This is a genomic window from Paenibacillus sp. FSL H3-0457 (assembly GCF_037981725.1).
GTDB classification, from domain to species: domain Bacteria; phylum Bacillota; class Bacilli; order Paenibacillales; family Paenibacillaceae; genus Paenibacillus; species Paenibacillus amylolyticus.
Genome location: NZ_CP150283.1, coordinates 3,877,507 through 3,896,998, shown reverse-complemented (window position 1 = coordinate 3,896,998; position 19,492 = coordinate 3,877,507). Strand labels below are relative to the sequence as shown.

At 47.5% G+C, this 19,492-nt stretch carries 16 protein-coding genes; 13 read left to right on the top strand and 3 right to left on the bottom strand.

The window, feature by feature from the left end; genetic code table 11:
- The 6 genes from MHH25_RS17205 (at position 1) to MHH25_RS17180 (ending at position 9,032) form a co-directional block, all read left to right on the top strand.
- Complete coding sequence (locus tag MHH25_RS17205) at positions 1 to 1,281, top strand: XdhC family protein (RefSeq protein ID WP_340017636.1); 1,281 nt, start codon at positions 1 to 3, stop codon at positions 1,279 to 1,281.
- On the top strand, positions 1,247 to 1,894 hold the full coding sequence (locus MHH25_RS17200) for a nucleotidyltransferase family protein (RefSeq protein WP_340017635.1): 648 nt from the start codon (positions 1,247 to 1,249) through the stop codon (positions 1,892 to 1,894). Before MHH25_RS17205 ends, MHH25_RS17200 begins: the two co-directional genes overlap by 35 nt.
- A gap of 290 nt (positions 1,895 to 2,184) precedes the next feature.
- A complete protein-coding gene (locus tag MHH25_RS17195; protein ID WP_340017634.1) occupies positions 2,185 to 3,099 on the top strand; it encodes an FAD binding domain-containing protein in 915 nt (304 codons plus the stop codon).
- A gap of 33 nt (positions 3,100 to 3,132) precedes the next feature.
- Positions 3,133 to 5,610: a molybdopterin cofactor-binding domain-containing protein gene (locus MHH25_RS17190; protein WP_340017633.1), complete on the top strand. Its 2,478-nt coding sequence runs from the start codon at positions 3,133 to 3,135 to the stop codon at positions 5,608 to 5,610.
- Positions 5,571 to 6,089 carry a (2Fe-2S)-binding protein gene (locus MHH25_RS17185; protein ID WP_340017632.1) on the top strand — a complete coding sequence of 173 codons (519 nt, stop codon included), beginning with the start codon at positions 5,571 to 5,573 and terminating at the stop codon, positions 6,087 to 6,089. The genes MHH25_RS17190 and MHH25_RS17185 overlap by 40 nt, the downstream gene beginning before the upstream one ends.
- A 363-nt stretch (positions 6,090 to 6,452) precedes the next feature.
- Positions 6,453 to 9,032: a X2-like carbohydrate binding domain-containing protein gene (locus MHH25_RS17180; RefSeq protein WP_340017631.1), complete on the top strand. Its 2,580-nt coding sequence runs from the start codon at positions 6,453 to 6,455 to the stop codon at positions 9,030 to 9,032.
- An 82-nt stretch (positions 9,033 to 9,114) separates the two neighbouring features.
- Here the strand turns inward: MHH25_RS17180 and MHH25_RS17175 are convergent, their stop codons facing one another.
- The gene (locus MHH25_RS17175) at positions 9,115 to 9,759 is read right to left on the bottom strand and encodes a YitT family protein (protein WP_340020519.1); all 645 of its coding nucleotides are present in this window, start codon (positions 9,757 to 9,759) and stop codon (positions 9,115 to 9,117) included.
- Between the two features lie 123 nt (positions 9,760 to 9,882).
- On the opposite strand from MHH25_RS17175, the gene MHH25_RS17170 reads away from it, so the two are divergent.
- The 6 genes from MHH25_RS17170 to MHH25_RS17145 all read left to right on the top strand — a co-directional run bounded on the left by MHH25_RS17170 (position 9,883) and on the right by MHH25_RS17145 (position 16,728).
- Positions 9,883 to 10,401, top strand: coding sequence for a GNAT family N-acetyltransferase (locus tag MHH25_RS17170; protein ID WP_340017630.1), 519 nt, complete (start codon positions 9,883 to 9,885; stop codon positions 10,399 to 10,401).
- A gap of 690 nt (positions 10,402 to 11,091) precedes the next feature.
- Positions 11,092 to 12,174: a class II fructose-bisphosphatase gene (gene glpX / locus MHH25_RS17165; protein WP_340017628.1), complete on the top strand. Its 1,083-nt coding sequence runs from the start codon at positions 11,092 to 11,094 to the stop codon at positions 12,172 to 12,174.
- A gap of 279 nt (positions 12,175 to 12,453) precedes the next feature.
- Positions 12,454 to 13,503: a LacI family DNA-binding transcriptional regulator gene (locus tag MHH25_RS17160; RefSeq protein WP_340017627.1), complete on the top strand. Its 1,050-nt coding sequence runs from the start codon at positions 12,454 to 12,456 to the stop codon at positions 13,501 to 13,503.
- Positions 13,504 to 13,557: 54 nt separating this feature from the next.
- Positions 13,558 to 14,730 carry a Gfo/Idh/MocA family oxidoreductase gene (locus MHH25_RS17155; RefSeq protein WP_036613779.1) on the top strand — a complete coding sequence of 391 codons (1,173 nt, stop codon included), beginning with the start codon at positions 13,558 to 13,560 and terminating at the stop codon, positions 14,728 to 14,730.
- A 69-nt stretch (positions 14,731 to 14,799) separates the two neighbouring features.
- Positions 14,800 to 15,525, top strand: coding sequence for a ThuA domain-containing protein (locus MHH25_RS17150; RefSeq protein WP_047843313.1), 726 nt, complete (start codon positions 14,800 to 14,802; stop codon positions 15,523 to 15,525).
- 96 nt (positions 15,526 to 15,621) lie between these two features.
- Positions 15,622 to 16,728 (top strand): Gfo/Idh/MocA family oxidoreductase, encoded by a 1,107-nt coding sequence (locus tag MHH25_RS17145; protein ID WP_340017626.1) that lies wholly within the window; start codon positions 15,622 to 15,624, stop codon positions 16,726 to 16,728.
- 168 nt (positions 16,729 to 16,896) lie between these two features.
- Here MHH25_RS17145 and MHH25_RS17140 read toward each other — a convergent pair whose 3' ends face one another.
- Both MHH25_RS17140 and MHH25_RS17135 read right to left on the bottom strand, forming a co-directional pair.
- Entirely contained in the window at positions 16,897 to 17,715 is an 819-nt protein-coding gene (locus MHH25_RS17140; RefSeq protein WP_340017625.1) for a radical SAM protein, read from the bottom strand.
- Entirely contained in the window at positions 17,712 to 18,296 is a 585-nt protein-coding gene (locus MHH25_RS17135; protein WP_124115169.1) for a bifunctional transcriptional activator/DNA repair enzyme AdaA, read from the bottom strand. The genes MHH25_RS17140 and MHH25_RS17135 overlap by 4 nt, the downstream gene beginning before the upstream one ends.
- Positions 18,297 to 18,486: 190 nt before the next feature.
- Here MHH25_RS17135 and MHH25_RS17130 point away from each other — a divergent pair, with 190 nt between their 5' ends.
- Positions 18,487 to 19,467 carry a Gfo/Idh/MocA family oxidoreductase gene (locus MHH25_RS17130; protein WP_100527457.1) on the top strand — a complete coding sequence of 327 codons (981 nt, stop codon included), beginning with the start codon at positions 18,487 to 18,489 and terminating at the stop codon, positions 19,465 to 19,467.
- Positions 19,468 to 19,492: the final 25 nt, after the last annotated feature.

Below are 19,492 nucleotides of genomic sequence, written 5' to 3'. Positions count from 1 at the left end.
ATGGAAATGCATGATCTGTGTGCAATTGCAGCCCGTGAAACGCGCTGCGTGCTCGCAACAGCGATTAAGGTAGAGGGTCATGCTTACCGTAAGCAGGGAGTCTCTATGCTGCTGACTGACGATGGCAAAATGGTTGGCAGTATCAGTCCGGGATGTCTGGAGAGTGATCTTCAGGCCCGGGTGAGCCATGTGCTGGATACGAAGCAGATGGAATTCGCGGAATACGACATGCGTCCCGAGGATGATCTGTCCTGGGGTGAGACGATTGGCTGCGGCGGACTCGTTGTTGTGTTGCTTGAACCTGTGTGTGGTGAACTCCGAGATACGTTGCAGAAGATGTATGATTGTTTTCAATCCGGCGCTGCAACAGCGTTAACCCGAACGTTCCAAGATGATTATACGAAGGTTCAATATGGCTGGAAACGGATTGAACCAACGGGTACTCGGCGCCAGCCAATCTTGCGTCCTTCGCTCGTCCTTCCTCATGATCGCGTGGCGAATCATAATCCAGCTTCATTGCAAATTGAGGTACAGCACAGCAGTGGTAATATCAAGCATGAACATTCGTTATCAAAACAACATTCTCCCGACATACCTCGCCTTACGCTTGTGCCTGAAGTGGTAATTGCTACTTCAAACGAATCTCACTCATCCCATCTATCCGGTGATTCACAACATATCTCTGAGTCTGATGCTGAAATACCCACAAACGACGGGATTTCAACGAATCCCTGGGAGCTTCCGCAGCAACTTACTTCGCTGTACACGCCTAAACCTCGCCTGATTATCATCGGAGCCGGGAATGATGGTATTCCTGTGGCAAGACTCGCCCAATCCGCAGGATTCCGTGTTGTGGTAGCCGATTGGCGAGAGTCCTTGTGCACCTCGGAAAGGTTCCCAGAAACTGAACTTGTACTTGGTTTCCCATGTGAGATCATGCCTCAGTTAAACGTGCACAACGGAGACTATCTGATTTTAATGAGTCACAATTTTCCCCGCGAACGTGAACTGTTGGAGATGTTAGAGGACTGTGAGTACGCGTATCTTGGCATCATGGGTTCCAAAACACGAACAGCCCGTCTGCTGGATGGCTTACCATCGTTGAAATATGTGCATTCTCCCGTTGGTTTGAGCATCGGAGCAGACGGTCCCGAACAGATTGCCATCAGCATTGCAGCGGAATTGATCGCATGTAAACATAAGGTTTCTTCCTTGAGTTCTGAGTTGCAGAAGGGAAGCGTTGCACATGCGAATGACGGGCATAGTTCTGGCAGCAGGTAAGAGTCGTCGCCTTGGTCGAGATAAACTCTCGGTTGTCATGCCAGACGGTAGGTCACTGGCTGCATGGTCACTTGAAGCTGCGCTGAATTCCGAGTTGGAGCAAGTGATCTGTGTGGTCAAACCGGAAGATTCGTTGGCATGGCTACCTGTAAAATGGTTTGATTCTGCCACGTATGCCTATCATCCCACAGCAAGACTTCGAATTGTGGTCTGTGCTGACTATGCCTGCGGCATGGCCAATTCTCTTCATTCTGGCGTATTGTCGGCCATGGAGTACAAACCGGAGGGCATTCTCATGTTACTGGGTGATCAGCCTTTATTACAAGCACAGGATATTAATCAGGTGACCACAGCACTGGCTATCCACAAGCTAAGTGACTATGTCGCAGCTACCGACGGTGAGGGAGGCAAGCCGCCCGTTGCTTTTCGCTCCCATATGTTCGGCCCTCTGTTATCCTTGCATGGAGATGAGGGGGCACGTAAGATTATGCGCAGCGCTAACTATTCAGGTGTACATGTGCCACTGTCTGAGACTAGTTTCTGGGATGCGGATACAGAACCGGAATTGGAACGCATTCTGAGTCATGTATATGAATCACAGCAGACAGACTAAATAACAGGAGAAGATTAATGACTATGTATAATTTAATGACATGATTAGGTCAGCCAGGCAGTCTGGTTGGCCTGTTTGTCTTCTTTTATCATGTTATGAAAGAGAGTCTGTGTTAGCTTTCAATAGATCGTGATGCATCAGGCACAAATAAAACGCAGGTTTTATACATTTATCCAAAACGATGTAAAGGTAATTGACGTTGCTGCTGAACTCTCATATGATTTGAAGAATTATTTGGATTAGACGGTTGAATTTCCTGCCCAAGGAAGAGAGAGAAAGGGGATGCAGCGATGGTAACACCGGCATACGGTTCTGGAGCATTGCCATCGGTATGGCAACCTGAGAACCTGCAAGAACTGCAAACGTTAAGAAGAAGACTCAAAGGAATATGTTGTTTCACGGCAGGTGGAACATTGCTACGAACCCAGTGGGAGGGGGGCTTGGTTCCAGCGCCTGAACACATGATTAGTCTGGCTCGTATTCCTGAAATGAGCGGTATATCTATTCGTGGAGATGAGATAGTCATTGGAGCAATGACCCGATTAAAGGAATGTGCTGCACAAGCGTTGCTGCATCAACTGCCGATTCTGCAAGAAGCGGTGAATGCAATTGCGGCTCCTTCCATTCGAAATGTGGCAACCATTGGCGGGAATATTGTGTCCGGAGTAGGGGATACGCTGCCTGCTTTGCTTGTATATGATGCGAAGCTGCACTGGTTGACGGATAGCGGAATCGAGACCCGTAGCGTGTCTTCTTGGCTTCAGGGTGGACGGGATGGAAGTCGGAATCCAGGTGATGTGTTGATTTCCATTCATATCCCGATGAGACCGTCATCTCTGCTTGATGTGGACAGTGAGCAGAGACATGCAGCACGAGAAGTTTCCTTTTACCGCAAGCTGGGTCGACGGGAGACGTTCAGTGCTTCGCTGGTGACGGTTGCGTTATACGGTGAAATTGATTTGGATAACCGCTGGACCAAGATTGCGATTGCGGCTGGTGGAGGCTCAGGCATGGCGATGCGACTTCTGGATTCGGAACGACAGCTTCTTGGTAGCGAAGCTACTGTTATGCAAGCGGCGACTCTTGCAGCTGCCGTGGCTAGCGAATTTACGACTTATGGCGATGCATTTGCAACGGAACATTATCGCAAACAGACCGCAGGCAATATGCTTGGTGCCGGGCTATGGGAGGCACTTCACGAATAGATGAATGGGATCAAACGAAGGGGGAGAGGGATCATGCTGCTGAATCGGAAACAGAGCGGGAAACGTTGGCACCTGAGGCCAGATGGGGCACCCAAAGTAACAGGCCAGCTTCAATATCTGACGGATATGACGCTACCTGACATGATTCATGGCAGAGTATTGCGAAGCGAATATCCTTATGCTCGTATACTGTCTATAGATACTTCGGAAGCTGAGGCGTTGGAAGGTGTCTATGCGGTTTTGACCTCCAAAGATGTGCCTGGTCTGAATCGTTTTGGCATAGCGACCCCGGATCAGCCTGTGTTCTGCGAGGATATTGTACGTTATGTCGGTGACGCCATTGCAGCGGTTGCTGCGGATTCCCCGGAACGTGCGGCGCTTGCACTGGATGCGATCCGTGTAGTGTATGAGGAACTCACACCTCTGAATAGTACAGACGCTGCCTTGGCTCCAGGCGCACCAGAGCTGCATGAGCATGGACCAGGTAATGTGCTTCATCGGACGGAGATTAAACGTGGAGATGCTGAGCAAGCCTTTGCCACGTGTGATCATATCGTGACTGAGACGTATTATACGCCTCGTCAGATGCATGCGTACATGGAGACAGAAGGTGGCCTGCTTGTCCCGGATGAAGAGGGAAGGCTGAATGTATACGCGGCAACGCAACACGGTTATAAAGACCGGATGCAACTTGCGCGCATTATTGGTTGCTCTGAAGAAGATATCCGGGTGGTGTCTTCACCGATTGGTGGTTCGTTTGGCGGAAAAGATGAACTAAACGTACAGCCCTATGGTGCATTGCTGGCCTTGAGATGCGGACGTCCTGTGAAAATGCATAATTCTCGTAAAGAATCCGTACGTGCAGGGCTGAAACGGCACCCAATGAAGATTGAAATGCAAACTGGCATGAGTCGAGAAGGCATCATACAGGCGCACCGTGTCCGCATTACAGCAGATACCGGAGCGTACGCCACGCTTGGCGCACCCGTACTGAACTTCTGTACCGAGCATTGCCTTGGACCCTACGCCATTCCAAATGTGGATGTGGAAGGTGTATCTGTATATACGAATAACGGGCTGTCAGGTGAGTTTCGCGGATTTGGCGGGAATCAGGCGATTTTTGCCATGGAAGGCCAGATGGATCGACTTGCAGCAATCATGAACATGGACCCTTGGGAGTTCCGCAGACGTAATATGAGGGAAAAGAATGATCCTGGACCACTGAATCAACGCATTCTGGTTACGGATGGACTGTCCCAAGTATGGGAGGCATTGGATCGCTCCGAACTGTGGCAAAAACATCAGAGTCCCCCGGCAGATCCTACTCTACCGCCGTGGATCAAACGCGGAGTCGGAGCAGCCATCGCCATGCATGGTGCAGGGCTGGGTTACGGCATTCCGGACCCTGCCGGAGGCCGCCTGTCCCTGAACAACGAAGGCAAGATTGAGGTGGCGTTCAGCTACGAGGAATTTGGTCAGGGGCTCATTGCAACGCTGGAAATTATGTTATGTGATCTGTTCCAATGCAGTACATCGGATCTCAGTATTATCATCGGCGATACGGATCGTGTGCCCCACAGCGGATCAAGTACAGCTTCACGTTCAACAACGATGGCATGGATGGCTCTTCAACGCTTGCAGACTCCATTTCGTTCCCGTGTTCTCGCTGTCGCGTCTGAAATGTCAGGCGTTCCGGCAGATGAACTGTTAACAGGACCTGGTGGTATATGGCGCAAAGGCCAGCTTCCTGCCGAAACTTCAGAAGCAGGAAAACTAGAAAAGGATGAAAGAACTAAAGTGGCTGATATCGTTGCGGTAGGGACTGGAATTGATCAAACTGCTGAAAGTTATTTAGGCGCATCTGCATACCAGGCGAAAGAGGGAGTTTCATCAGGCTTAGTGATCTCGTATGCCGAACTCGCGACGCAGGGCGAAGCCGATGAATGGATTTTTGATACAAAGTTTGATTACCCAACTACGCCAGACAACGTGGTAGGCGGGCATTATTTGTATACGTATGCGGCGGTTGCGGCAGAGGTGGAAGTAAATACTTTGACCGGAGAAACCAAGCTTCTTGATACGCGCCATGTTGTTGCGGCAGGTCCAGTTATCAACCCTATGGGTTATATCGGACAGATTGAAGGTGGCAGTGTCATGGCGCTTGGATTCACGTTAACGGAGGATGCGGTCATGCAGGACAGCCGTTATGTAACCACGAACCTCGACACGTATCTGATCCCAACCATTCAGGATATTCATACCAATCTGGAGGTTGAGGCTATTGAAGACTTGCCCGAAGGGGATTCATTTGGCCCTAGGGGGATCGGTGAGATAGGCTCCGTTGCGCTTGCGCCGGCCATAACAGCTGCAATTCACCAGGCGACAGGCGTATGGGTTAACCGTCTTCCTGTACCGAGGGAACAACTGGTCAGACCTTTAAATGTACCTTTGCAGGAAGGAGTGAGTCCATCATGTTTAAACCACTTGAGAATCACTGGACAGCCGTTGTGAATGGCGAACAGAAACATCTGGAGATCGCGCAAACGACCCGACTTGTCGATGTGCTTCGGACTCATTTGCAACTAACGGGTACCAAAGTATCCTGCGAAGTTGGTCGCTGCGGCGCATGTATGGTTCTGATGGATGGAGAACCCGTGAATTCCTGTCTTGTCATGGCTTATCAATGTGAAGGAAGTGACATTATGACGATTGAAGGTCTGCACGGCGAGGAGAAAGGCACTCTGCATCCAATTCAACAGGCTTTTGTAGAGGAAGGTGGTTTTCAGTGCGGCTACTGTACTCCAGGCATGGTGATCTCAACCAAGGCATTACTGGATGCACATCCTGAGCCTTCTCAAGAACAGATTGAAACAGGATTATGTGGAAATCTGTGTCGTTGTACCGGCTACGGTGGCATTATTCGGGCGGTACGCAAGGCAGGGGAACGCTGTGTGGTAAAAGAAACGTCTGCCGAGGAAACCGTAAGTTGAGGCGGGATCTAGGCCGAAGATATAAGCAAGGACAATTGAAGAAACATACGTGAAAAAGCATCCGAATAGGAATGCTTTTTTTTGTTGTTTATCAGTTTTTCTTTCAAGTACACATCTAATGTGAGATGAAGTTTCATACGCTAAATTGATTGGATTATGAACCGTTTTCGTCAATTATCAAGTCGGAAGAGAGAAAGGAGATATAATGTTCAAAGTACTGGTACAAAAGAAGTTTAAACATTTAAATAAACCATATATTTACAAAAATCGATGCGCATGCTATGTTTAAAATGAAAGCGCCATCATGAATGGGTTCATTGACATTTCATTATCATATTTCACTTGGGAAGGAAGATGGAATTGATGAAAAATTTGCTCAAAAAGGCAACCGCAATGATGCTGGCATTGGTCCTACTGCTTGGATTAATGACAGCGCCCGTTCATGCAGACACACCATTGTTCACCATCGAAAGCGAAGATGCGCAGCTCACCCCGGATCTTCAAGTGGTTACTTCAATCTATGGGCAACCCAAGCCCGGATTCTCAGGGGCCGGATTTGTCTGGATGCAGAACTCTGGCACATTAACCTTCACAGTAACTGTCCCGGAAACCGGCATGTACGCGATCTCCACACGATATATGCAGGAGCTCAGTGCAGATGGCAGGTCACAAAATTTAATCGTAAATGGTGTTACGAAAGGGGCGTACATGCTGCCTTACACGACAACATGGTCAGACTTCGATTTTGGCTTTCACAAGCTGAATCAGGGTGCCAACACGATTGAACTGAAGGCTGGCTGGGGCTTCGCGTATTTTGATACTTTTACAGTGGATCATGCTGATCTGGATCCCCTGAATGTGCAGCCAGTTCTCACTGATCCTGAAGCTACACCGGAAACTCAAATTTTGATGAATTATTTAACGGAGGTATACGGAAACAACATTATTTCTGGTCAGCAAGAGATCTACGGAGGAGGGAATGACGGAGATACAGAGCTTGAATTCGAGTGGATTCATGATCTTACTGGAAAGTATCCGGCAATCCGTGGCTTTGATCTGATGAACTATAATCCGTTGTATGGTTGGGAGGACGGTACAACCGATCGTATGATTGATTGGGTGAATAACCGTGAAGGTATTGCAACCGCTTCCTGGCATATCAATGTGCCTCGTAATTTCAATACGTATGAGCTCGGGGAATTTGTGGATTGGAAAGAGGCTACCTACAAGCCAACCGAAACGAATTTTAATACAGCCAATGCGGTAATTCCCGGTACCAAAGAGTATCAATACGTGATGATGACCATCGAGGATCTGGCAGAACAATTGCTGATTTTGCAAGATAACGATGTGCCAGTGCTTTTCCGTCCGTATCATGAAGCAGAAGGCAACGGCGGACTGAACGGGGAAGGTGCATGGTTCTGGTGGGCTTCGGCAGGCGCAGAAGTGTACAAAGAGCTATGGGATCTGCTATATACCGAACTGACCGAGACGTATGGCTTGCACAATCTGATCTGGACCTACAACAGCTACGTATACAGCACTTCTCCTGCCTGGTATCCGGGCGATGATCAGGTAGATCTTGTCGGATATGATAAATACAATACAATCTACAACCGTTATGACGGTTTGTCCGGCGTACCGAATGAGGATGCGATTACCTCGATTTTCTATAAGCTTGTTGAGTTGACGAACGGTACGAAAATGGTAGCCATGACGGAGAACGACACGATTCCAAGTGTGAAAAATCTTACAGAGGAGAAATCAGGATGGCTGTACTTCTGTCCTTGGTATGGCGAACATCTGATGAGTTCTGCTTTTAATTACCCGGCAACATTGAAAACGCTTTATCAAAGTGATTATGTCATTACGCTGGATGAGCTGCCAAATCTAAAGGTTAACAATCCCAATCCCAGTGCATCCATCACACCTGGAAACGTCGAATTTGACAAATACACACCCAATCAAAGTGATAAAACCGTAACCGTGAATGCAAACGGCAATACGCTAACTGCTCTCCGGGCAGGTAACAATGCGTTGACCGCAACGACAGACTATACCTTGAACGGAAGCACATTGCTGTTGAAAAAAGCTTATCTGGCAACCCTGCCAGTTGGTGAGCATTCGATTGTTCTGGATTTTAATCAAGGTCAGGACCCTGTGTTAAAAGTTAAAATTGTGGATTCAACACCGGGTACAAATGCTGTGATTTCTCCTGTGAATGCAACATTTGATAAAGCGACGAATTCAGCACAGGATATTACCGTATCTCTCACCTTAAACGGCCGTCAGCTTACAAGCATCACGAAGGGGAATGCTACTCTTGTATCAGGTCAGAATTATACAGCGTCCAGCTCTGCTGTTGTTCTGAACAAATCCTATCTTGCGACGCTTCCCCTGGGCCAGAACGTGTTGACCTTTCACTTCAATGGAGGAAATAACGCTGTGTTAACGGTGAATGTGGTAGACAGCACGGTTAATGTGCCAGCAGGGGATTTGACGATTCAAGCTTTTAACGGCAATACAAGTGCATCCACCAACGGCGTTTCACCCAAGTTCAAATTGGTCAACTCAGGCAATTCGACTATTCCGTTGAGTGATGTAAAACTTCGGTATTACTATACAATTGACGGGGAGGAAGCTCAGAGTTTCTGGTCCGACTGGGCCAGTATGGGCAGTGCAAATGTAACGAGCAATTTCGTTAAACTGGCGACTCCAGTTGCCGGAGCGGATCATTATCTTGAAGTGGGTTTTACAAGTGCGGCGGGATCACTGAATGCGGGCCAGAGCGCAGAGATTCAAACACGCTTTTCCAAAAACAATTGGTCGAATTACACTCAGACTAACGATTACTCGTTCAAGGCAACCGGTAGTCAGTTCGCAAACCATGATAAGGTTACCGGGTATGTGAACGGTCAGCTGGTATGGGGAATTGAGCCGTAAAGGTAGATAGCACGTTTAATGGGCTGGATCAGGGGTTGAACCTCTGATTCAGCCTTTTTATGGTGTAGACGGTGTACACCGATTAAACGGAATGTTCTTTTTCACTTGTAGTATGTGACGATGTATCCATGTCTGTTAATATGCGATCTATTATCTTTTTCGTATGGCCCATGATGAATTGAAGAAGTACACCTGCACAACATACGGTTATCAACGTTCCAAGCCCGATTGGCCCACTGAACAGAAACGCCAGAATTAAAAATACAAGGTAAATGAATGTTCTCGATACAAATAAGGGCGTTTGAGTGATTTCATGCAAGATTAATGTTAAGCGGTCAATCGGAATGGGTGCAAAATGGGTCTGTAAATAAATCGCCGTGCCGATACTTATGATCACTAAACCAATGACAAAAGTCATTAATTTGCTGTACCAAACTTCGGGTGTGATCAAGGAATCAGATACATAAAGCCAGATATCAATCCCCACACCAGTAATGAATGCAGTGACGAGACCCAGGAACTCGGGTTTTTGCTGCTTCAAAAGCGAATTACATCCAATTAATAGGAAAGCAATGATGACCTCCCAGCTTCCTACACTAAGCCCTACATGATGTGACAGCCCTACCAGAAGTGCATCAAACGGTGAGGTGCCCAGTTCAGATTGGATGGTAAGGGAGATGCCAAGTGTTAAGATGAGAATACCTGCGACAAAAAGTACATATTTCAAATTCATTCAACCTCTTTTTCAATATTATGTTGCAAATACAACAAAATTGAGCTAAATTCAATGTAACTCTTTTTTAGTGCATTTGCAACAAACGATTAACTTGTTAAAGGAATGTGAATATAGATGACGATTCGTATAGAGAGATGTACCATTGAACATGTATGTGAACTGCAGGAGATTAGTTATGAGACGTTTAATGAAACGTTTAAAGGGCAAAATTCACCCGAAAATATGAAAGCTTATCTGGAAAAGGCGTTTAATCGGGAGCAATTAGAAACGGAACTGTCCGTGGCGGATTCACAATTTCTTTTTATTTATGTCAACCATAAAGTGGCAGGGTACATGAAAGTGAATATCAATGATGCTCAGTCTGAGAAGATGGGCTTGGAATCCTTTGAGATCGAGCGGGTATACATCAAAAAAGAGTTCCAAAAACATGGCCTGGGTAAAGTGCTGCTCCATAAAGCCATAGAGATGGCAAAAGAACAACACAAAACGAATATTTGGTTAGGCGTGTGGGAGAAAAATGAAAATGCCATCGCATTTTATGAAAAGATGGGGTTTGTACAGACAGGAGCTCATGCTTTTTACATGGGAGATGAGGAACAGATTGATTTTATAATGACCAAAACGATACTGTAACGGGATCATCGAGGGAAAAGCTTGGGAGAAAAATGCTATTGAGCAGAATTCTTTTGAGCTTTTTTATGTTTTGCCAGAACCGTTGAATAATAAAATGAAGAAATTGACGAAGTTTAATACATAATAAATATTATGTATACTTATTATTTTCGATGACCTTCATAAGCTGCATCTATGGCTTTAGCAAAAGTTAAAGGCCTGATTAATATATAACTGGCAGTATAATTTTGCTCAATAATCTTGAAGGTACTAGGCTGATCTCAAGGATAGTCATTACAATTTATTAGTTTATTTCTACGTTTGGAGAGTCAGCCGAAAATCGTTTTCGTTTGTAGTCTGTTAGATAGCGTTACGTTCTTAATAATCAGTATATAAGTTGTATATACCTCATGTTAAAAGAACTTTTTGCGCATGAAACATGTGTGTTAATCCACCATGTTGATTGTTTAGTTTTTTGAGCGGAAAATGGAAAATAAATTAATATTTCAAGTAACAAATCAGGAGGATTGGACTCTTAAAACCAGCCGAAAAAAGGAGCGAAATCGATCAACATATTAATTGGATAAATAAGGTATAAATCGTTAAAAAGGCGCTACTACGCCGATTATAGATCAATTTCATATGGATTTGCGATGGATTTAGTACCGCTTTCACGTTATGCTTTTGGAAATTGGAAAGGAAGTGGGAAAAATGGAACGCGAACTGGCGTTGGAAATTGTCAGAGTAACAGAATTGGCTGCGTTAGCTTCAGCACCCTGGATGGGACGAGGTGACAAGAACAGTGCAGATGAAGCGGCTACTTTGGCCATGCGCGCCATGTTCGATTCCGTGTCCATTCGCGGCACGGTGGTAATCGGTGAAGGAGAAATGGATGAAGCACCCATGTTGTACATCGGCGAGGAAGTGGGCAACGCTGAAGGGCCTGAGGTTGACGTAGCTGTAGACCCGCTCGAAGGTACAGAAATCGTGGCCAAAGGACTAAACAACGCTCTATCGGTTATTGCAGTGGCCGGAAAAGGTAACCTGCTCCACGCACCGGACATGTATATGGAGAAACTGGCGGTAGGGCCTGCGCTTGTAGGCAAGGTCAGCATTGAAGACCCGGTTGAAGTCACACTGGAGAAAGCCGCTGCCGCATTGAACAAAAACATCTCGGACCTCACTGTGATGATTCTGGATCGTGTGCGACACGACAGTACCATCAAGACGCTACGCAAGGTTGGCGTACGGATCAAGTTTCTCAGTGACGGTGATGTTGCGGGTGCGATGGCACCGGCCTTCCCGGAGGCAGGCATTGATCTGTATGTCGGATCTGGAGGAGCGCCAGAAGGTGTGCTGGCTGCCGCAGCGCTATCTTGCCTTGGGGGTGAGATCCAAGGTCGTCTGATGCCTGCCAACGCAGACGAATTCCAGCGCTGCTTGCAGATGGGGATCGATAATCCCTACAAAGTGTTAACGATGCAGGATATGATCGGCACGGAGGATGTCATTTTTGCCGCAACGGGTGTGACGCCAGGTGAGATCTTGGGAGGGGTACGATATCTTGCGGATGATCGTGCCGAGACCGATTCGATAGTTATGCGTGCCAAAACCAAAACAATTCGGTTTATTCGTTCCCAACACTTTCTGCCGAACAAAGAAGTGCTGCACAAAGTAAGACAGCTCCAATCCACGCCAGAACCCTCGGATCGCATTCCGAGTCATGCGAAAACAATGGAGCAGGCTGAGTTTAGTCAATCCTCCGTTGATCTTGGCGTTACAACGACGTTGTGAGCTGCACTCCCCATAATTGAACAAACAGGATCAACTGAAATCGTTGTAGTGAGTTTGATAAGTAACTTGAACCCCTAAAATTACAGAGCACGGATTCAATGAAAGTACCATCTCTGGCAAGATAATAATGAGGGCTTGGATTAACCCAAACCCTCATTATTTTTTTGTGTTAAAAGCATTGACAACGGTTACATGGCATGAGAAAATGTACGCGCGTACATAAATATCGATTTTTAATTATTACATCATTAATAGGTGAGCTAGAAGGGGGTGAAATTCATGGCATCTCGTAAAGAAGTGGCTGATCTTGCGGGTGTTTCCGAGGCGACGGTCTCCCGGGTGCTTAATGGGGTAGGTCCTATAAAAGAAGAGACACGCCGCAAGGTTCTTGAAGCTTCCGAACAGTTAGGCTATGTGCCCAGCGCTCTTGCTCGCAGTTTTGCCAGAAGTAAAAGCGGGAATCTTGGCGTGGTATTACCTTATGTTCCGAAGGCGCATCTGTTCTCGGCGTATTTTTTCTCGGAAATGCTGAGTGGGATTGGAAGCAAAGCCAGAGACAATAGTATGGACCTGTTGGTTATGTTCCGGACACCCGGTGAAGTGATGAATTATACGGATCTGTTCCGGCGTCAGAAAGTGGACGCCTGCATTATCCTTGGTGCCAGAGATGATCATGAAGAACTGGCGGCCATGCAGCAACTTCATCAGGAAGGACACCCATTCTGTGTTATGAATCAGCATTTTGAGGGCCAATCGTTCACGGAAGTGGATGCGGATCATGTGGAAGGAAGCAGACTTGCCATACGTCATCTTACGGATCAGGGGTATCGCAAAATCGCTTTTCTCAATGGCCCAGACAGCTATTCCAACAGCCAGGAGCGAATGGAAGGCGTTTGTCTTGGCCTGCAAGAAGCAGGTATGGAGCTGGACCCGAGTCTATTGCTTAAAGGGAATTATAGTAGAAGAAGTGGCATTGAGGCGGCAGCGACTGTAGCAGATCGCCTACATGAGATTGATGCTGTATTTGCGGCCAATGACCGGATGGCCATTGGTGTCATGCATGGTTTGCGTGAGCGGGGAATAGGGCCTGCGGATTTCCCGGCATTTGTGGGTTATGACGACTCCGATGCCGCCGAGATGGCGGTTCCGCCGCTGAGCAGCGTCAGGGTTCCATTTTTTGAGATGGGTGAACTTGCAGTATCGAAGCTTATGCATGGGTCTGTGGGTGATACACATAAAGCGAATAACTCTGTTGTAGCGGTAACCGAATCTGCGAGAGCGTTGTTGCCAACCGAACTGATCATCCGTGCTTCTTCTATCCGTCAATAGTTAATTGGTACACATATTGAAAGACTTTTTATTATTCCAAAGGAGGAAATGATCATGTCAAATCGTCTTCGTGTCGGAATGGTTGGATACAAGTTTATGGGGAAGGCCCACAGTAACGCCTATCGCAGTCTGCCGATGTTTTTCCCGTCTGCTCCGTTGCAGCCTGAGATGTCTGTGATCTGTGGACGTAACGAGCAAGGAGTTCAAGAGGCGGCGAATCAGTTCGGCTGGTCCGAAAGTGTGACTGATTGGCGTGAACTAGTGAAGCGGGATGATATCGATCTGATTGATATTAACGCGCCAAGTGATGCCCATAAGGAAATTGCGTTGGAAGCAGCTCGTCAGGGCAAACATCTGTTTTGTGAGAAACCACTGGCCCTGTCGCTTGCAGATTCGCGCGAGATGCTTCAGGCAGCAGAGGATGCTGGAGTCGCACATATGGTCGGGTTCAACTACCGTTTCTCACCAGCGGTGCAATTAGCGAAGGATCTGGTGGAGAGCGGACGACTGGGTAAGATCTATCATTTCCGTGCTTTTTTCTTGCAGGACTGGATCATGGATCCTTCGTTCCCGCTGGTATGGCGTTTACAAAAAGAAGTGGCTGGCTCCGGTTCCCATGGGGATCTGGGCGCGCACTTAATCGATCTGGCTCGTTTCCTTGTTGGTGAATTTCAGGAAGTCATCGGCATGAGCGAAACCTTCATCAAAGAAAGACCACTTGCAGCAGAGATGACCGGGCTGAGTGCAAAGGGCAGTTCGAATGCGGATGCACCGAAAGGAGAAGTGACCGTCGACGACGCTACGTTGTTCCTGGCAAGATTCGCAGGAGGTGCGCTGGGCAGCTTCGAGGCTACACGTTTTGCAGCGGGGCATCGCAGTACGAACTCGTTTGAGATTAACGGCAGTCTCGGCAGTGTACGATTTGATTTTGAGCGGATGAACGAACTGGAAGTGTATTTCACAAAGGATGAAGAGGACGTACAGGGATTCCGCCGTGTACTGGCAACCGATCCGGCACATAAATATGCTGAAGCTTGGTGGCCTGCTGGACATACGATTGGATTTGAGCACACGTTCACCCATGAAATGCTGGAGCTGGTGACAGCGATCTCTGAAGGACGCCAACCATCACCGAGTTTCCACGATGGGGTCGCTTGTCAGGCTGTACTGGAAGCGGTAGAACGTTCGGTAACAGAACGGCGATGGGTGACGCTTGAAGAGATGTGAGCAAGCAAGACAGTGACGTCAGAAATAAGGTTGAACACATAAAACTAGGCGAAAGCGAGTGAATAAACGATGAGTAAAGCACTGATTGTATGGGGCGGCTGGGATGGACATGAACCGGAGCAGGTAGCAGCGATTTTTGAGCGTATTTTGAAGGAAGAACAGTTTGAGGTTGAGGTCTCAAATACGTTGGAGTCTTATGCGGATGCAGAGAAGCTGCTGGGTCTGGATCTGATTGTGCCTTTGTGGACAATGGGACAGATTGAGCAAGAACTCGTCAATAACGTATCAGCGGCTGTCCAGAGCGGTGTGGGCTTGGCTGGTCTTCATGGCGGGATGTGTGATGCCTTCCGAAATAACGTAGACTGGCAGTTTATGACGGGTGGACAATGGGTTGCCCATCCAGGTAACGATGGTGTGGAGTATATGGTGAACATGAAGCGCGGCTCTAGCCCGTTATTGGATCATATTGAAGATTTTCAGGTAAAAAGTGAACAGTACTACCTGCACGTAGACCCGGCAGTGGAAGTGCTGGCAACAACTCGTTTCCCAGTGGTGGCTGGTCCGCATGCGGCGAATGGTCCTGTAGATATGCCTGTTGTCTGGACGAAACGCTGGGGCGCAGGGCGGGTATTCTACAACTCCCTGGGACACCATGCAGACATTGTAGACATGAAACCCGTGACTGAAATGATGCGCAGTGGTTTTAAATGGACAGCAGCAGGCAAAGAGCTTGCCAAGAGTCGAGTAAGTTCAGCAACCGAAGTGTACACAGGTATGGCGGACAACCAGAACTAATGAGATTATAGTTTGATTGCAAACGTAACTTCAGTGTTAACCATCCATCATTAATGGATAAACCATTTCTGATCCACGGCGAAGGGAGCCCCAGGTATGAAAACAATGAAAGTAGGCATTATTGGCTGCGGTAAAATCAGCGGTATTTATATGGAAAACTGTCACCGGTTCGAGGTGCTGGAACTTGTTGCTGTTGCGGATCTCGACCGGAAACGTGCCGAGGAGCAGGCAGCAGCCTATAACGTGCCTAACGTATACAGCGTCGACGAAATCTTGGCTGATCCCGAGATTGAGCTGATCATCAACCTGACGATTCCTTCCGTTCATGCGGATGTATGCTTGCGGGCACTTGAATCTGGCAAACATGTTTATGTAGAAAAACCGCTCGCGGTTACCCGTGAAGAAGGGCAGGCCGTGCTCGAAACAGCGAAGCGTAAAGGATTGCTTGTGGGCTGTGCACCAGAAACGTTCTTTGGTTCAGGTATCCAGACTTCACTTCAATTGGTGGAAGAAGGGGTAATCGGCAAGCCGGTGGCGGCGACCGCATTTATGATGAGCCGTGGTCATGAGCACTGGCACCCAGATCCGGAGTTTTATTACGCGTCAGGCGGTGGGCCAATGTTTGACATGGGTCCGTACTACCTCACGGCATTGGTCCAACTGATGGGACCGATCAAGTCAATTGCAGGCATGACAGGTAAGGCCATGGAAGAACGGACGATTACGAGTGAGAAAAAGAGAGGTCAGACGGTTCCCGTCGAAATTCCAACTCACGTTACCGGTCTGTTAAAGTTTGAACAGGGAGCCATTGGCACACTGATTACAAGTTTTGACGTATTTGGCGGAAGTGCATTGCCACCGATTGAGATATATGGCACGCACGGTACATTGCAGGTACCTGATCCCAATACCTTCGGCGGTCCGGTTCGTTACCGCTTGCTGGGTGAACATGAATGGACGGAAGTTCCGCTTCTCCCAGGATATCAGGAAAATACACGCGGCATCGGTGTGGCAGATATGGCCTATGCAGCACATAGTGGACGTGCACACCGTGCGAGTGGGGAACTGGCATACCACGTACTTGAGGCCATGTGGGCATTCCACGATTCATCAGATGAACAGACGTTCTACCAGATGAAAAGCTCGTGTCAGCGCCCGGCTGTATTGCCAGTGGATCTGCCATTGTATACATTGGATAAATAAGATAGCCATTATGACTTATATCATGATAAACAGCCCCTTTTCCTTCGAACAAGGAAAGGGGCTGTTTTTTATTAAATCAAAAAAATCTGGGAATAACAGCGATCGGAAGGTTGTTCTGTCATTGGAGTGTCGAGTGTAACTAATCTTTAGTCCAACTTATATAGCCATTTAGGGCTCAAATCCCGCCTGACTGATCCAGATTTCATCCTCGGCAAAATAGTCTTTCATCCGCTGAACAACAGTCTGATACGCATCTGGATGATACCAATGCTCCATCCCCACTTGTTGATAGAGCGACTCCATACCGAGTCGGCGGGTGCGCTTGCCCTCACTGCCATCACCCATGAAATAATCGTCAATGCATACACGCTGAACCAGAGGTCTCAAGATGGCTACAAACTGTTCACTGCTGGGTAATACGGGAGCAATCGCAACCTGCGTGGGTATTCCGGCATCCCGCAACTGTTCCAGTGCACGTAATCGGCCTGCAATCGGGGGAGCGGAAGGACTGAAATGCTTGCGTATATCGTCCAGATCCGTCTCTACCGTCATGCTGACCCGAACCCGGTCACCTAACTGCTGTAGCATATCTATATCTCGGGTAACGAGTGGACTGCGGGTCTGGACTAATACGAAATCTGGAGGATACTGTACCATCGTTTCAAGTAATGAACGCGTGATACACTCCTTGTATTCGGCGGGTTGATACGGGTCGGTACTGGATGACATGAACAGAGTGACTTTCCCTTTGGTCAGGGCACGCTGCAACTCTTTGGCGAACACCCGGGAGGCCTCTTGTTTTACATCCACCCAGCTCCCCCAATCCTCTTTACGAAATAGGGAGACAGGCATCTGTCTGACATAACAATAAGAACAACCGAAGGCGCAGCCTGTGTAAGGATTCAGCGTATGTGTATAGCCATTAAGGAACCCTGTCCCCTTGTTGAGTAACGTTTTGGGGACTTTGTAAGTAAGATTCGTCTTCATAAGTTCTCATGCCTTTCGCGGTAGTGTGCAGGTGTGAGACCTGTGTGTTTGCGAAATACAGTAATGAAATAAGCTGAGTTAGGTATACCGACATGGCGGCCAATATCGGTGACGGTAAGTCCGGTATGTTCAAGCAACTTCCGGGCTTCGGTAATTCGTTTATCCTGAATATATTGAACCGGTGTACGGCCTGTAATCCGCTTGAACACACGATGCAGATGATAAGGACTGCCATGACTTACAGTGGCAAGGACATCCAAGGTTAGAGGTTCGGCGTAATGATGTTCGATGTAATCCGTGATCCCGTATATCCACTCCTGATCAGGTACCCGCTCGCCTGTAGGTTTACAACGTTTGCAGGGTCTGAACTTTCGTGCCAATGCTTCTTCAACATGTTGAAATATCAGCACATTTTCAGCTTTGGGTGCTCTGGACTTACAGGAAGGTCGGCAAAAGATACCCGTTGTCTGCACACCGTAAAAGAACGTTCCATCATAAGAATTATCGTTGTTGATGATGGCATGCCAATATTTTTCATCTATAGATTCGGGCAGTATGCGATCTTGATCTGGACTTTCCACGGTGATCACCTCATCTCTAATTATACCCCTGATTCCAAGGGATTGACGAAGTTTTAACTTAAAAAGCAAGATATCAATATTTGGGGATATGGCTCCTTCCTTCAATCTGAACGAAATATGAGCTACAATATACAGGATGGAAGTGGTTTATATCTCAAATGAAATTTATAGATGAAAGAGGTAGGTAAGCATGGTTCGTTTTGGAGTAGTGGGTACCAACTGGATTACAGAAAGGCTTCTTGAAGCCGCAGCACAGGTTGAAGGATTCAAATTAACCGCCGTGTATTCAAGAACTGAAGATAAGGCTAATGCATTCGCAGATAAATATGATGTTGAACACCGATTCACCGATCTGGAAGAGTTGGCGGCAAGTGATGTGATTGATGCAGTCTACATCGCAACACCGAATACGGTTCATGCGGAGCAGGCTGAGCTTTTTCTGAGAAACGGTAAACATGTATTGTGCGAGAAACCTCTGGCTGCAAATAGCGCCGAAGTTCGGAGTATGATCGATACTGCACGAGAACACGAGGTTCTGCTCATGGAAGCGATGAAATCGACTCTTGTTCCCCAGTTCAAAATGGTGCAGAAGAGCCTGCATAAAATCGGTCCTGTCCGCAAATACGTAGCAGGATACTCTCAGTATTCTTCGCGTTACGACAAGTACAAAGAGGGGATTGTCCTGAACGCGTTCAAGCCTGAACTCGCTAATGGGGCGTTAATGGATCTCGGTGTGTATTGTCTCTATCCATTGATTACGTTGTTCGGTGAACCTAACCGGGTTCAATCCCAAGCGATGATGCTGGAATCTGGCGTGGATGGACAAGGCAGTGTGCTGCTGGACTATGATGGGATGGATGCGGTCGTTACATACTCCAAAATCTCCAACTCTCATCTACCAAGCGAAATCATGGGTGAGCTGGGCAGCATCATTATTGACAAGATTGGCTCACCGGAACATGCAGAGATACGTTACAATGACGGTACGGTGGAGCAGCTCACAGTCGAACAAAACCATCCGGCGATGTATTATGAAGTGGAGGAGTTCGTGAATCTGGTTGAGCAGGGCCAAAAGGAGTCTGACATGAACACGTATGAACGCTCTTATGTGACGATGCAGGTTATGGATCAGATTCGGAAGCAGATTGGGCTTGTGTTCCCTAACGATTGATTCAAGCGCAGGAAAGGAAGCTGAG

What these genes read in the sequence shown, in the direction of transcription:
- MHH25_RS17205 (WP_340017636.1), top strand. Translation starts at nt 1, where the DNA reads ATGGAAATGCATGATCTGTGTGCAATTGCAGCCCGTGAAACGCGCTGC.
- MHH25_RS17200 (WP_340017635.1), top strand. Translation starts at nt 1,247, where the DNA reads ATGCGAATGACGGGCATAGTTCTGGCAGCAGGTAAGAGTCGTCGCCTT.
- MHH25_RS17195 (WP_340017634.1), top strand. Translation starts at nt 2,185, where the DNA reads ATGGTAACACCGGCATACGGTTCTGGAGCATTGCCATCGGTATGGCAA.
- MHH25_RS17190 (WP_340017633.1), top strand. Translation starts at nt 3,133, where the DNA reads ATGCTGCTGAATCGGAAACAGAGCGGGAAACGTTGGCACCTGAGGCCA.
- MHH25_RS17185 (WP_340017632.1), top strand. Translation starts at nt 5,571, where the DNA reads ATGTTTAAACCACTTGAGAATCACTGGACAGCCGTTGTGAATGGCGAA.
- MHH25_RS17180 (WP_340017631.1), top strand. Translation starts at nt 6,453, where the DNA reads ATGAAAAATTTGCTCAAAAAGGCAACCGCAATGATGCTGGCATTGGTC.
- MHH25_RS17170 (WP_340017630.1), top strand. Translation starts at nt 9,883, where the DNA reads ATGACGATTCGTATAGAGAGATGTACCATTGAACATGTATGTGAACTG.
- glpX (WP_340017628.1), top strand. Translation starts at nt 11,092, where the DNA reads ATGGAACGCGAACTGGCGTTGGAAATTGTCAGAGTAACAGAATTGGCT.
- MHH25_RS17160 (WP_340017627.1), top strand. Translation starts at nt 12,454, where the DNA reads ATGGCATCTCGTAAAGAAGTGGCTGATCTTGCGGGTGTTTCCGAGGCG.
- MHH25_RS17155 (WP_036613779.1), top strand. Translation starts at nt 13,558, where the DNA reads ATGTCAAATCGTCTTCGTGTCGGAATGGTTGGATACAAGTTTATGGGG.
- MHH25_RS17150 (WP_047843313.1), top strand. Translation starts at nt 14,800, where the DNA reads ATGAGTAAAGCACTGATTGTATGGGGCGGCTGGGATGGACATGAACCG.
- MHH25_RS17145 (WP_340017626.1), top strand. Translation starts at nt 15,622, where the DNA reads ATGAAAACAATGAAAGTAGGCATTATTGGCTGCGGTAAAATCAGCGGT.
- MHH25_RS17140 (WP_340017625.1), bottom strand. Translation starts at nt 17,715, where the DNA reads ATGAAGACGAATCTTACTTACAAAGTCCCCAAAACGTTACTCAACAAG.
- MHH25_RS17130 (WP_100527457.1), top strand. Translation starts at nt 18,487, where the DNA reads ATGGTTCGTTTTGGAGTAGTGGGTACCAACTGGATTACAGAAAGGCTT.